Origin of the sequence: Mangrovibacterium lignilyticum (assembly GCF_010882175.1) — a bacterium.
Lineage (GTDB): Bacteria > Bacteroidota > Bacteroidia > Bacteroidales > Prolixibacteraceae > Mangrovibacterium > Mangrovibacterium lignilyticum.
Genome location: NZ_WKLH01000001.1, coordinates 1,518,514 through 1,533,253, shown reverse-complemented (window position 1 = coordinate 1,533,253; position 14,740 = coordinate 1,518,514). Strand labels below are relative to the sequence as shown.

Annotated in this window: 7 protein-coding genes; all 7 read right to left on the bottom strand. The window is 41.2% G+C overall.

Annotated features, from left to right (window positions below):
• Positions 1-16: 16 nt before the first annotated feature.
• Genes GJV22_RS06170 through GJV22_RS06140 form a run of 7 tightly spaced genes read right to left on the bottom strand, consistent with a single transcriptional unit; the run spans position 17 to position 14,739 of the window.
• Positions 17-2,191 carry an AAA family ATPase gene (locus GJV22_RS06170; RefSeq protein WP_163710206.1) on the bottom strand — a complete coding sequence of 725 codons (2,175 nt, stop codon included), beginning with the start codon at positions 2,189-2,191 and terminating at the stop codon, positions 17-19.
• Between the two features lie 28 nt (positions 2,192-2,219).
• Positions 2,220-5,834 (bottom strand): BREX-1 system adenine-specific DNA-methyltransferase PglX, encoded by a 3,615-nt coding sequence (gene pglX / locus GJV22_RS06165; protein WP_163710203.1) that lies wholly within the window; start codon positions 5,832-5,834, stop codon positions 2,220-2,222.
• Positions 5,835-5,861: 27 nt separating this feature from the next.
• On the bottom strand, positions 5,862-6,881 hold the full coding sequence (locus GJV22_RS06160; RefSeq protein WP_163710201.1) for a hypothetical protein: 1,020 nt from the start codon (positions 6,879-6,881) through the stop codon (positions 5,862-5,864).
• On the bottom strand, positions 6,881-9,001 hold the full coding sequence (locus GJV22_RS06155; RefSeq protein WP_163710197.1) for an AAA family ATPase: 2,121 nt from the start codon (positions 8,999-9,001) through the stop codon (positions 6,881-6,883). The genes GJV22_RS06160 and GJV22_RS06155 overlap by 1 nt, the downstream gene beginning before the upstream one ends.
• A gap of 57 nt (positions 9,002-9,058) precedes the next feature.
• Positions 9,059-10,654, bottom strand: coding sequence for an RNA-binding domain-containing protein (locus GJV22_RS06150; protein WP_163710194.1), 1,596 nt, complete (start codon positions 10,652-10,654; stop codon positions 9,059-9,061).
• Positions 10,655-14,161: a BREX system P-loop protein BrxC gene (gene brxC, locus GJV22_RS06145; protein WP_163710191.1), complete on the bottom strand. Its 3,507-nt coding sequence runs from the start codon at positions 14,159-14,161 to the stop codon at positions 10,655-10,657. It lies immediately after the preceding gene.
• Positions 14,158-14,739 (bottom strand): DUF1788 domain-containing protein, encoded by a 582-nt coding sequence (locus GJV22_RS06140; protein WP_163710188.1) that lies wholly within the window; start codon positions 14,737-14,739, stop codon positions 14,158-14,160. Before GJV22_RS06140 ends, brxC begins: the two co-directional genes overlap by 4 nt.
• Position 14,740 lies beyond the last annotated feature (1 nt).

Below are 14,740 nucleotides of genomic sequence, written 5' to 3'. Positions count from 1 at the left end.
CTTCGGACATACAAACTCAATTTATCATTTGAATTAGACCAGGCCTGGTGTTATTAATTTCTTCAAGAATCTTATAAAAAGTGGATTCCTTGTCCTTTATTGTTATCAAAAGTAAGTCAACGGGCCGACTAAAGATAATCAAAGCCCACATGGATGCATACTGAAGGGCCTTGTCTTCGAAGCTCTGCACAAACATACCTCCTTCTTTTTGAGCCTCTTCACTATCTATGTAGTGACTGAATTTGGTGTCAAAGAAGGTATCCATTTCCAATGCGACAACAGCAAAACTTTCTAATCCCCTGCATGAGTCATAGCTCAGCAACCTGTAATCACCAGGCATTGGCTGTTTCAATGATTCTCGGTCGATATAGGTTAAGTCGTGTATTTTCACGCCCATTCGCTTCCATTCATCCATCAGGCTGAAAGAACGTTTAATCGTCTCATTAACCACCTTTGTTATGCCTGCATTATCCAGTTTGTTTTTTTCAGTTCTCTTTTCCGTTAAGTGGCCTGGAGTAAGAAATAGGATATCGTCGTATTTGTCAATCGAATATTCTGCGGTATAAGCTTTTAACTGGCCAAACATGTGTTCGTTAAGTTCACCGTTAAAAACCCAAATCTTTCCATCGTCATAATTTTCGTTCTTCTTAACATCCCAGATGGTCCCAAACTTTTCGGCAAACAGTTTTTGGAACTCACATAACTTCGCTTTTTGCCTCAACGATTTTGCAGGAAATTCGACCTGATGATTTGCTACACGAGCGCCTTTTGAGACTGCCCAATTCAAAGGCTCATTGGTTCGGATCAACTGTTCCAAACCATCTGCAATAATGATATTCTCCGAACCAAAAATGGCGTATAATATATCTCTCTCTTCTTTTCTCCAGTCCTGTGCTTCATCAATAAAAACATAGTCGTACGATTCTTGAATCTCACGAATAGAGGTATAAAAGTCCTGATTTTCATCTGACAGAAACTTATCAATATTCTTGTGCGCATTAGCAAGGTGTTCTATATAGAATTCATTAAAATGTGTCCACAAATGATTCGTTATTGAGAACCGCTCCTTACGAGTCAGCTTCGCCTCTGCCTCTTTTGAATATTCTGTATTCCTCTCTTCCAGAATCAGTTTCGTTTTCTTCAATTCTTCTTCCTCTACCCATTCTGCTAGTTCATCTATAATAGGTCGAATGAATTTATGGATTGTCTTTATTTCGATGGTTGGCTCCATCGGTTTACCAGTCATGTCAGAAAGTTGTAACAGTCTGCTTATGTCTTGTGTTAAGGCTCTATTATAGCTCAATATCAAACATCGGTTCCCTCCTTTAAACACTTCATAGGCCAGTTGCAGCAACTTCATCGTTTTGCCTGTTCCTGCTCCACCTTTCAAAATCAGCAGTTCTTTCCCTACTCTGTTGTAATAGTCAGGAAGGTCGTTACGTGATTTTGAATACATATTAAGCTTTTGCTTTGTAAGAGGACCAACACCATTCCTGATTTTAGAAAAATACGTAACAGCATCACCAATCTTACCAAAGTCTGTCTTCGTATTGAAAAATCCATTGACATTGTAATAAGTGTTTTTTTCAATCGGTCTATTGATAAGAACAAGCGAATGCAACAGCTTATCAATGGTCAATTTTCCACGGATAAAAGAAGCCGTTTTTTCATTTTGGTTGTATTTCGAAAAAGGGATTCTTTCAAAATTCAAGATCGATACCACAAACGGATTGGACTCCGCTCCCAGGAACATCGAAAGGAAGTGTTTTGCTGAAAAAGAAATATCCTTCGAATATTCTGAAATATTAGCACTTCGGTTCCCACTGGTCAGCCAAATATTTTCATTTATTGTCGTTATTTCTGCCGATTGTTCTTTCCTGAAAGTTAGAGCAATCACAAAGGAATTGAAATAGACCCTTCGCTGTATCATGTTTTGTGATTCCTGCTTATCCTCTGTGTCTTCTTTCGGATAAAACGGCAACTCTTTGTAGAGTCCTCCATCAAACTTGGCAACAATTAAAACATCAAGGTCCGTAACTTCTTCTCCATAAAGCCGAAGGTTTGGAATAATCATGACGTCATCGTTTTTATCCTTTCGGCCGTGAAGCCAGGCTTCAAACATTTCTTTTAACTCCAGCGCCTTACCGTATTCGGGGCTTTCAGTATTCTGCCCCAGTACTCTTACATTCATCCTTGCTCCGATTAATCAATTTTGTTTCTTACCGTATCTCCTCCACATTTATCCAGTCAAATCCCTTGACCTTTTTCTTGGTGGCTTTGTCGTTCAAGCCAGTAACTTCTTTAGTGGCCTTGCCGAATTTGTTGTAGTTGACCAGCACGCCATCATCCAGGTCGATGGCGATGCGTTCGGTGGCGAGCGGGTAGAGGACATCCCGTTCGTATTCCTGCAATTCGAGCAGAACGAGTTTGAGTTTGTCCTTTTGTTTGGATGCTCGGGTTTGCTCGGTTGACGAACCTGTAACCATCAAATGGTCGAGATGCTCCATGTGCGTTTGCAGCTTTTCCTTGTACTCTTTCAGATAACCGTTGAGGATTTTGTTGAGGGTGTCTGGCGTGTAACGATGCATGTAGATGAGTACGTTGAATGAGCCTTTGGGCGATGAGAACATCCAGTAAATGGGGCGTTTTTTATATCGGCGGATGTGGTCGGTATAAAAGTCCTTCATAAAGTATTTGCGGATGTTCTTGCCCAGGCAATCTTCTACAAAGGCCAGGTTTTTATCGAAGTTTTCCTTGCCAAAGCTTACCTTCAGGAACTCGTAGAAACGACCAACAATATCGTCTTCAAACCATTCATCATCCAACAAAGGAATAATATTATCATCGTCAGGCAGGAAAGAAGCCCCCTTCGATTCCCCCGAGGGGGGAAGGGAAGACACTGTTGCCGCTGATTTCCCCCCTTCGGGGGGATTTAAGGGGGGCTTTATTTTCTTGAGGTAATCCTCCAATGTTTCACCCTGGTTGGCCAAAATCAGCCCTTCTTTATCCAGCGAGTAGCGGCCAAACATACAACCAACGGCATAGCTAACAAACTGGGCAAAAACTTCATCGGCATGGAAGACCAGTTGGCTGTTTTCGATGCTGGTCTCTTCCTTCAGGATGGTAATATCTTCCAGCGGCACATCGGGTGTTAATTCCTCCCGCAAACCATAAATTTCAATAAACTGGCGGTTGAGTTCTTCTTCGTTTTGATGCAATTGGAAGAACTTGTTTTTCCAGTATTGCTGGTATAAATCGTAGGATTCTTCCAAGTCTTGACCTTTGATTCGGATAAGTTCGTTTTGAAGGAAATCCCATGACGTTTCTCGTGAATTCCATTCTACCAAACTTAAATCAACACAAGATTGTGAGATTTTCACAATAGAATTTTCTAATTTATCTGTAAGCGACAAAACTGATTTAAATACAGGAAAATTTTGGACAGTTCCTACTTCAAATTTTATGCCTGGTGCAATACATTGAAACAATAAAAAACCAACTTTAGAATTAAGTAAGCCAAGTATTAATTCTAGTTTTTCACAATTAAAGATCTTGGGGCCAACAGCTTGCATTAAGGTGTTTAACCCAGTTATTCTTGCATTAAAAGTTCCAGAAGATACATCGTTCCAAGATATTCCATCTTGAAAGTTATAGGATGTATTTTGCGGTCTTGACCTCAGTTTCCCTTTGTCATTTTTGAAATTTTTAATAGAAAATCCGTCATTTTCCCAATTTATTACTGCAAAAAGATTTCCATGCCATTTCCTAAAGTTTCCTCCCCTAATAACAGGAAACCATTTTTTATTTTTACCAAGAGACTCCACTCCTTTGAAACCTATTCGGCTGTAGTCCTCTTCCCAAAAGAACCTAACAAACCGTGCGTCGTCTCCAGTAGTTATTCCTTTTCTCGGCTCAGAAATATTTTTTAATAAAACATGATTTTGAAATACTTTTTTTATTGAATCTGATATCCAAAAAACAGTTTGGACACCTGGTATCTTCAAAAAATCTTTTTGATTAGAAGTATAAAACCAACCGCAGTTTCGGTTCTGAATGGCTTCGAGGGTTTTTGTTCGTTTCAATTCCGATTTGTCGTAGTCGACCAATCGAATGTAAGCCCCTTTGTTTTCAAAAGTTGTATTCCAAAATGTAAATGAGGCGTTCTGTACAACTTCGCCACCTATTTCAGGGAAGGTACGTGGGCCTAAATGCAGGAGTGTGTCGAAGAACGTTTCTTTGATTAATGTTTCACGCAGTTTTTCGTAGCTACTCAGGAACATCCAACTATGCTGATTAATCATTCCTAAAAATCCTTTGGGTTGTAGCATTTTTAATCCAGCCTCCATAAAGCACGCCATTAAATCGGCCTTGCTGGCAGGGTAGTTGGTTTTTACAAAGTCTGCCAAGTCCTTGTTCATGTTGCCTCCGCCCATGTATGGTGGGTTATCCACCACACAATGGTATTTCCTACTTAGCAGAAGGAGTTGTGTTAAAGTTTCTCTTAAGTTCTCCAATTGTGGAGCCAGGAAGACATCTGAATTCTTCGGGCTGGCTTTTACGGTTTCCAGCGTTTTTGTTAAAACACCTTCCGAAGTATGCGGAATAATCAATGAACCCAGGTTGGTTGCCTGTTGCATGTTTTGGAGGTCGTGCAACAGCTCATCGCTTAGTTTTAACTCCAGTTGGGCAAACAGGTCTTTTAACTCAGTGGTCGTTAATTTCAGGTCGCTGTAGCAAAGAATGTTTGGCTTTAGTTCTTTACGGAATAGCCTGCGTTGGTAGTTGCGGGCTTTCATCATCAATGCCATACCCGCTAACTGTGCAGCCCGTTCATCAATTTCAAAACCAAAGAGGTTTTTCTCAATAATTAGTTGCGGTATTTCGCTGGGGTTATAGCCTTCTTCATCGTAAATTTTTGCCAATAACTCAAAGCCGTACACCAAAATATGCCCGCTTCCGCAAGCTTGGTCCAATAAGGTAATTTCTTCTACGGATTTCACTTTCAGGTACCCATCACTTCGCACCGAAGGAGACTCAATGAAATAGGGCATGTGGTCACGGAGTTTGGAGTTGGGGCGGTTTTGCAACCACAACTTACCTACCGTGTTTTGCACCATGTATTCTACAATCCAGCGTGGAGTAAACAACTGAGTTGCCGCAGGAATATCCTCTTTTTTTACCTTACTTTTCGAAGCAAACACTTCATCCTTTTTCTCCGAAATATAAAACTGGTAGAGCCAGCCAATGATTTCTACCTGCTGGCAGTCTTCGGTGGTCATGCCATCACGCATGTCCTGCACAACGGAGAATTCGGAGATTAAATCATCGGGCAGGAGCAGTTCGGTATAGTCCTCAATACGTTCGAACAGGAAAGGAAACACCTTATTCAAATGGTTGCAGGCACCAATCAACAACTCTTTGTAAGCTTCGTTTTGCGGGTTGGTGCTTGGTATTTTCCCATCCAGCAAATCGTAAATGTGTTGCTTTTTTACAGGCAAATCATCAGGAATGTGTCCTTGCTTGGCTTCATCCAACAACTCGGGCAGGGTATAGCCATCTTTGGGCGTTACCACCCGCAAACCAATGGGCTGGTAGTCGTTGGCATCCATAAAACGCAGCGCCATCAGTCGGTTAAACCAGGTATAGGCCACCTTGTCAATTACCTGTGCTTTGCTGCTGCTGTTAATGGCTTCCTGCAACTTTCTAAGCTGTTCGGCTTTTTCACGCAAGGCAGCCGAGTCGGTACTCAGCACCAAAGCCAAACGGGCGCCCACCTGTTCCATTAATTTCCTGCGGGCTTCCTGTGCAAATTTCTTGAGTTTATTGGTGTTCATGGTTGATATCGTTTGTTTTTACAAATCTTAAAGGGGAAACATCAGTTTGGCCTGGTTGAGTAGTCGGTTTTTACATGAGCCAAAAATTCGATCTACATTTTTACTCTTCATCTCGTCTATTTTATAGGCAACATCGGCAAGCGTTCTCATCGAAAGCATCCGCTCGTTTTTGTTCGCCATTGAATTAAAGGAGATGTCGGTTCCGTGCGATATTACCTCGCCTTTTGAATTGAAGTAGTTGAAAGAATCGCCAGACCGAATCCGTAGGTAATTGGTGAAAATTCCCCGATCATGCTCTTTTAATTCCCTGTTGGAAATCACAAGCTCCAGTTCACATTTCAATTGATTTCGGGTTTTAATTTCCTTTACAATCTCGAATGCTTTTTCCCGACTGATATTGGGGCGGTCTGACTCAAATGAATACACCGTCAAATTGTATTTCACAGGTGTCGCCCGATCTAATTCGATCATTATCTTTTCCAAATTCGAGGGAACTAAGCTGGGATCATTCAGAATATAGTTGTCAATCAAAACAGCATCGGTAAACGGAGTTAAATAATCCGCTATCTGGCTCCAGTTCCCAAAATCCATTTCGGTATTGCCTTGACCGATTTTGTGCTTTCGTACATTCTTTTTAGTGATGGGCTTGAGTACACTAAACTGCTTCCAGACATTGAATAAATCATTTTCGAAGGCAAATAAGAAGCCATTCTTTTTGCGGTATTTAAGCTGGCTAGCCTCGTCCTTTTCTTCCAGACAATAGAAAGAAAGCGGATCGTTACATTTAACTTCATTTTTATAGCACGACCACGGTTTATTATCGAAGCTAATTTTACTATCTCCTCGCCCCGTGGTCAATGAGGTTAGAAAAATAGTTTGCAGCGAACTAAATTGTTCGTGGCCATAAACAACAATGTTACTGTGGGTTTTTATAAATTCATAAAAGCTATTCCAACAATGATTATCCTCCAGTTCTCCAAGTGGAACAGGCTTAGGCTGCGATTTAAAAAACACCGAAAGTACTCCTTCATCAATATGTGTGTTCATTAGTTCGGGCTTTGAAGTTTTAATAATTCAATTGTCCAGCGAGCGTTTTCATCAAAGAACCCTTCGCCAAAATCCTGTTTCAGCATACCATCGGTTCTGAACTCTAATCGTTCAACCTGTTTTTTCCCAAAGGGTATCTTCTTCGGATTGTTCAAATAATAAACGGCAATATCTTCGGCTTCAATTTTACTATCCTTGTTTGCAACCAGGTATTGAAGTTTTCGCACCATATATTCGGAGTGCGTTTCTACAATGAATTTTAAATCGTAGTTGTTTTGAGCATAGACTAACATATCGGCCAGCTTGCTTTGGAAAGCGGGGTGTAAGTTACATTCTGGCTCTTCAAGAATCAGTGTACTGCCTTTCACAGCCATCGCAATCCGAATAATCAGCAACAACACCATATTGGCTCCAATACCATTGTCGCCAATTGGGTATTCTGTTTCCCCATTCTTCAGGTAATAGCTAATGCCGACCTCACTACTGCCAGCGAGTATTGGTTTCACCACAAGTTCGTCACCCAGTTCAAATTCTTTCAGCCAGTGGTCTATAAAGTATTTTCGGGAGGTTGCTTTATAAGTTTTTTGCAGGTACTGACGTCCAAAATCTACAAACAACTGGTCTTCCTTTTTTACACTGGAATAAAAATAGTAGCGATTCATTTCAGATCGGTGAAGCGCAAATTGGATATTATGGGTAAAATCGTAAAGCGCTTGTCCCAGTTGCTTGACAGGCTGCGTGATGGCATCCTGCATCTTCTGGGCAATTTGGCCCAAGTTGGCCATTTCCTCCTCATAAGAACCAGGTCGGGAGTTATTTTTGATGTAAGGGAAAAGTATCTGGTTGGTCGGGTTTTTACCCTTTTTGCTTGTGATTGTTATCGAAAATAACTTTTTATATAGGTCGCTCATCAGGATTTTGGCAACAATATTATTGTGTTCATCGGCAATCGATGACACAAATTTTTCAATTGTCTTCGGGCCAGAGTTCTCATTCATAAAAAAATTTACAAACTCCCTTGATTCCAAAACCAGATCGTAGTGTTCCTGTATGCCTCCATACGTTGGAGGACTGGTTTCCAGTTGTCGATAATAGATATTGAAAAAGATCAATCCAAATTCAAAAAGCTGGTAAGCTTCCAGAAACGCTTCGATGGTTAAAATGTTATTTTGAATCAATGTGTTGCGTAGCTCAGCTACTGCAATGTCATCAATCATGCAGGTAAAAAAATCTTCAGTCTGGGTGACTAGTTCATAAAGTCGGGTTGGAATAAGATTGTCTGAATTTTCGTCATAATAAACCTTACAAGATGCTTTCAAGTCGTGGTCGAATTCGAAATATTCATCTTTTTTATCATCCCAAACAAAAAGTTCGGTAGGATACGGGTCATCACTTTCAATCATGAGCATCTGAAAGTGTTCGTGTGCCTTGGGGTCATTAAATGAAATACCTTCCTGCTCCAATTGTTCCTTTCGTTTTTCTTCATCAATGTCTAGTTCACGACGATTATTAATCCTGACACCAATTCGATAAATATCGTTTTGACGGATTTCACTGATCTTTTCGTGCATCAACAGGCTGTAAACAGCTTCAAGCAGTCTTGGGACGTCTAAGTATGGATTTAACTCCCAGGCGAAATAATCATTGTAGCCGTTCTTTTCTCGTTCATCGAGGTCTTTTACCTCCCACCTGTCGAGTATTTCAATAAATGGCGTGTAGTTGAAATCAAACAGAATTTTACCTTCATTTTCAATTTCAATGTGATACAAACTTACCACCTGAGCAGGAGGCATGGGCTTGTATTTTAGTTTTAATGTCAGTGATTTGTATAATCTGTCTTTAACGCCCAGTGACAAAACCATGGTGTCACTTTCACTGTCGTAATTCAGGTTGCGGGAGAAGGTATCGATTTGGGTTATCACTTCTGAATCAAAATTCAGCATATTAAAGTTAAATCGGCTATTCACCTTTTCAACGCTTCGTGACAGTAAAAACAAAAGCTTTTGCAGGGTACTCTTGCCACTGTTATTCGTTCCCGTCAATATGGTTATTGGGGCCAAATTCGTCTCTGTATTTGATTTGAAAACTCGGAAGTTTTCGATTCCAATCTTGGTTAGCATTCTTTTCTTTCAGTTGTTTGTTTGGGGTGAAATCTTTTAATATCGTTGATTGCTTTATCAGTCCTTTTTTATGGTCCAGTAACCTCCGAAATCCGCTCCAATCCGTTCAATAATTCCTTCAGTTTTTAGTTTTTTGATGTATTTCTCAACGGTTCTTGTTGTGACTCCCATTATTTCAGATGCTTCTGTGGCTGTAATTTCTTTATTAAGTAATACCAGCAAAATAAATACTACGGCTTTGTCTCCGTACCGTCTCCGAACTGTCTCCGAACTGTCTCCGAACTGTCTCCGAACCGTCTCCGAACTCAGTCCGAACTTTTCTTTCAGATGAGCTGTAAAAACCTCATAGCTTTCTTCTAATTCTCCCATTATCAAGTCAATTGAAGCGGGTTTGTTCTCTATTGCTTTCCGAAGCTTTTCCGAAAGCTCTCCGAAGTCTTTCCGAAGTCTTTCCGAAGGTTTCGTCTCTTTCCCCTCGGTGTAAAGTTTCACGATGGTTGAGTCAAAGGCAATATCATAAACGGGAGCTGTACCGTTAAACTGTTTCCAGTTGGTTTCTATTTTTTCGAAACCATAACCTGCATTCTCCGCCAATCGAACCATTCGAAACAGCTTCGATATTAACGGATTTCGGGGTAGCGAAATATCCTTTTCTTTAAGCTCTTCCAAAGGTTTTGGCAAACCGCCAGGATTAAAGAACTCAATGTGGTTGGTAAAAATCCGAATTCGGGAATGGGCAGGCGAAAAGTAATCAGCGTGCATGAGCATATTTACCAATGCTTCACGCATCGCTTTCAGTCCTGTCGATAACTCTTCGCCAAAGCCTTCGCTGGTCAGTTTAAATTCCACATCCACCTGAGGTTTCAGTCGTCTGAAACATTCGAAATAATAATCCCACAGGTTTTCGTATTCATCCAGGCGGAAGGTGTAATTGGTTGCCGCATCGGAAATGGAAGTTCCTGGTATCTCCAGTAAATCGATTCGGAAATCGGGAAAATGCTTTTCTATCCGTTCCCGCTTGCCCAAGAACAACAATCCTGCATAGGTGCAATTCCCATTGTCCAGAATCCGCAGTTTCCGCAGAAATTCATCTTCATCATAGCGGTTATAGCTGACATCAGGATTGAAACGCCCCATGTAATCACGGTACTGCTTCAGCGATTTCTCGTGAATATCGTCTCGGGTGGTACCTGGAGCCAATTCTGAAGTTTTGGTACCAAAAGTCTGATCCCGAAACATCGCATCAATTTCCTCGTTTGTTGCCCTTTGGTCCGAACTACCCCGCCTGATAAATGTATTCTGAAGACTGTTGTAATAAACAGGCTTTTCTTTCGATACGGGAACGTAAAAGGCGATGACCGTCTTCCCGTCAATGGTATGCTTCGCCTGCTTGGTTGGCACAAATACATTGAATTTACCGCCTCGAATGGTATTCAAAAAGTCCTGTTCAATCTTCTCTGGGTTGCTGACACCCTGGATCTCGAACGTTTTGCCGTTCTGACGAACACCGAACAGCAGCCATCCGCCCGAAGTGTTGGAAAAGGCACTGACCGTTTCCCAGGTATCTTTGGGTAGTTCACCTTTTGCCGCCTTAACCTCAAAGTCTTCCCATTCCAGGTCGGCCAATTTATGAATCAATTCTTCCCTGTTCATCTACAGTTGAATTCTTCGGTTGTTTTTAATCTGAGACTTTAACGCCTTTTCAAAAGCCTTCAGGTATTCATCAACATCCTCGTCTGTTTGTAGCTCTGATTTGGCAAACTCAATTTTCACGTTGTTGCGTTTGATGTAATGAACTACTGGATGATCCTGAGCATCTCCCCCTTCGGTTTTTTCAACAGGATGGGCCAGCTCAGCCATCTCATTTAGCAGCTTTGTAAAAAGACTATCGGTTGCTCGGTTCTTGATATCCCGAATGACGGCAATATATCTTTGATCCTTCAACTTCTTCAGCTCCAGTTCAAGCGGTTGGATGATTTGCTTTTTCTGAATATCGGTCAACTTATTAAAATCGTATTTGGATTTTAAATCACTGATCGCTTTTTCGATGGCCTCATTTGCTTTCGTTTTTTCTGCATTAATCTTTTCCAACACTTTTGCAGAAAGTGAATCTTTGGCTGTTTTGGCATCCCGAATCAAGTTACCCGTGTATGGTTTCTCATGCTCCATTAATTTTTTCAGTACATCCAGCTCTTCACCTTCCACATAGTCCAGGTTTGAAGTATCCCCCGAAAGAATTGTTTGGATGGAGTTGTAGATGTTCACCTGATCGCCATTCATGAACCGTTTAATCGGGTCGAGTAAGCCCTCCTTGGCATCCAGCAATTCATCTTCGATATCGCTCAAATTAGTCAGGTAGTAGCTGTATTCTTTGGCTGACCATCGTCCTAAGTGTTCGCTAAAAGGCTCCAAACTTTGCAGGAACGGATATTGCTTTTTCTGAACCAGAAACTTATTTACCTCTACCAGCATTTCTTTTAGTTTTCCTTTAAAGGCATTGGCTACATCTCGGGCTTCTTTCAGTGAGCATGTTTCATCGAAGGCATCAGCATAGGCTTGCTTCAAATTCTTAATGGCCTCAGGCGAAACTTCAGTCGGTGCTTCGAGCAATGTATTACCATAATTGGCGCTGTTCAACAAAGCATTCAGGACATCTTCGTCTTCCAACAGGTTCGAGTCACGCTTAAACTCAATTTTACCACGTTTATAAAGTTTTGCAGTGATTGTCCAAATGGCATTCGGGTACCATCCGTATGGTTTTCGGGTGAAATGGGTCCTTAGATCGGCCAACGAAGTTCTGTCTGATTGTCGCTTTCTTCTATTTATCAGGTTAACAATCTCTGATTCGGCTTCCGATACGGTATTTTCATCCAAGCCAAACAACTCGCTCTGGCGGCTTCGAACAGTTGTCATGATGGTATCCTCGCTGTATTGAGTGGTACCCAACATCCGTAGGCTCGGATAAACCATTTTGATTAAATCCTGGAAGGCATTGACTACCCTTGTCTTTCCATCGGTCGTCTGTCCCATTTCGTGTTTGCTACCGTTCATGTAAACCGTAGCATTCGCCAGCGATTTATTTGCCAGTAAAACAAGATTGCGTTTTCGTTCCGCATTTTGCTGGGCCTTATCCTGAAGGATTCGTTTAAACTCGGATCGGTTTGATGTTGACTGGTTTTGTTTCACGTACTTGTTGGTCCGCAAATACATTTTCAAATCCTTAATGAAGACAGCATCGGGAGCTAACACAACTTTCATTCCTGGGCTGCCCATGGTCTGGGATTTCAGGAAAGCTTCGTTACTGTAATCGGTATAGTTTTGTGTAATGATTTCAATTTCCAGTTCTTTCTCACGACCAAGTGTGGCACCGTCAATTTTACTGGTAAAATCGTAATCCTGCTTATTATCAGCGTATCTTATCTTATTATCTTTGATGATCTCATCGAAAAAGATTTCTTTCAGTTGGTTGGTGATAACCTGTTCATCAATATCTGTATTTTTGATTTCCTCTTCGACGTCTTTCTCATCATCGGTCAAAAACTCGTATAAATCGCCATTACGCTGCACGTAGTTTTGATTTTCCAAAACGTTCAGAGCCTGTTCTACTTTACGCTCATGTTCCTTCAGATCAACGTTAATATCGTCAATCATGAGAACCGACACGTTCCGCTGGGTCGTTTTGAAGTTTCCGAAGTATTTTACCAGAAATAAAGCTTTCAGCACCTTCACCGCAAAACGGTCATCCAGGTTTCTTTCTGCGAGAATAATAAACTGTTGGATTTCACCTCTCAATTCGTTGCGAATCCCTTCAAACATCAAATCGAAACTAACCAGTGCATTACCTTCCCTGTTCTCTATTTCCTTCACAACCTGTTGAAATACGCCAAGCATGGAGCGTTCACCTACCGAGGCATGTTTCCCCTGGAATGCGTTGTGCGTAGACAGCGCCCTTCGACAACTTTGGAAAAGGTCAAACTGATAGGGTACAAAAGGGTATTTATTCCCATAGTCAGTGCCACTGGAGTATCCTTTGAATTGAACGCCTGCTTCAGAAAATGAAAGCAATGATTCCAAATAGGCGCTTTCCCGTTTAAAATCATCAGCCAATAGCTTTTGTGGTGCATCTTTCTTTTTAAGCAAACGCTTTTCAATCACCTCGTCTACGTTAGCTGATGTCAATGGTATTTTTATTTTGAACCGAGCCTGAATGCGGGAAAAGTCATTTTGTTGTTGTTTATTCATATCACCAACAACCTTTTCCATATCTTCCTGCGAGGTTACCAATATCCAGGATGATCCTCTCGTTTTGGTAGCCAAAGTTTCAGCAATGGTTTGCAGATTCAACATCAACTTGGTGTTGTCGCTGATATACTGTCCAACCTCATCCACAAAGAAATTCAAGCGAAATCCTGTAGGTTTTGATTTGATGTATTCATTCACCCGCTCGCAAAAATCTTCAATGGACTGTTTGTGTTTATCTTCCAGGTCATCCAGGATCGATTCATACTTCGTTGCGTCATGTCCGTTAAGATCACTTAACACCTCAGCAATATCATCGGTCACCAGTGGATCGAAATAGTCGATACGGGCTTCCTGCCAGCTCTTCCCATGCTTGACTGCGAATTTTATTTTAAAGTCATCATATTTCCCCTGTTTATCGACCCAGGCCTCGAATTCTGCCACATGTGGTTGGAACCCGTAATACCCCAAATGGTCAAAAAAGACCTTGTAAAAGACGGAAAGAATGGCTTTCGCATCTGTTTTACTCGTAATCTGGGCTTGCTGGTCAATATTAAAAAGTATCGATTCTGACGGAATTCGGGTTGCCTGGATAATATCTCCCTTCAACATCTCATCATCTTCAATTTTCTCGGCAAACAGTTCACCGCACTTATAATCATCGTGCACTTTGTTCGCCAGAACATAAGATAGAATTTTCAACAAGTGAGATTTACCACTTCCGAAAAAGCCTGATATCCAAACTCCGTTTGCTCCCCCATAGTTGTTGTAGGCGTAGAAGAAATCACGAATCTTTTTTGCGATCTCATTGGTGATAACGTATTCAGTTACTTCTTCTGAAATGTTATTCTTATCATCGGCTTTAATAACAGTTTCGATGTATCTGTCAATCGGTTTGTCGAAAAGGTCTTTGATTATCATTTTGGTTGTATTTTTTCAATGTTGAAGGCTCTGTAGTAGTTGTCGTCTTTTAGTTTCCCGAACAGGTTCAGCGAAATCCCATCGTATTTACCAGGGAAGAAGCAAACCGTAGGCGCTTCTTTAGCTATACTTTGAAGATTGTTCAAGACGTTGTGCGACCTGATGAATGGAAAAACCAGGCCAACGCCTGTCAGAAAATAGACCTGAGCATCACTTTCTTCAATTTTGCCTGCGATCCTGGGCATCAAAACTTCGTGGATATTCAGGGTTGATTGCAATGCTTTCAAGAACTTCTCTTTGCCCCTTGCTTTCTCTACACGAAACATGCGTTCCATGCCACCTTTCTCTTCCAAAATTTCAGAAACGGTGTCATACAGATTAACTTCTAATACACTTATACCTGCGGTACTCAGTTTGTTTTTTAGCATTTTGATTCCATCACGCACCCCAAGTTCCTGTTCTGCGTCATACGGTGAAATAAAAAAGGGTATCTCCCCACCAAGAGATTCTTTGCTCAGGAAGCTCCCCATCGAAATGACCTTATAAAGGCGATTGAATTTTTGTGATAAATCTTCCATT

Excerpts from the sequence above, each read along its gene's own strand:
- GJV22_RS06140 (WP_163710188.1), bottom strand. The coding sequence starts at position 14,739 with ATGGAAGATTTATCACAAAAATTCAATCGCCTTTATAAGGTCATTTCG.
- GJV22_RS06155 (WP_163710197.1), bottom strand. The coding sequence starts at position 9,001 with ATGCTAACCAAGATTGGAATCGAAAACTTCCGAGTTTTCAAATCAAAT.
- GJV22_RS06150 (WP_163710194.1), bottom strand. The coding sequence starts at position 10,654 with ATGAACAGGGAAGAATTGATTCATAAATTGGCCGACCTGGAATGGGAA.
- brxC (WP_163710191.1), bottom strand. The coding sequence starts at position 14,161 with ATGATAATCAAAGACCTTTTCGACAAACCGATTGACAGATACATCGAA.
- GJV22_RS06160 (WP_163710201.1), bottom strand. The coding sequence starts at position 6,881 with ATGAACACACATATTGATGAAGGAGTACTTTCGGTGTTTTTTAAATCG.
- pglX (WP_163710203.1), bottom strand. The coding sequence starts at position 5,834 with ATGAACACCAATAAACTCAAGAAATTTGCACAGGAAGCCCGCAGGAAA.
- GJV22_RS06170 (WP_163710206.1), bottom strand. The coding sequence starts at position 2,191 with ATGAATGTAAGAGTACTGGGGCAGAATACTGAAAGCCCCGAATACGGT.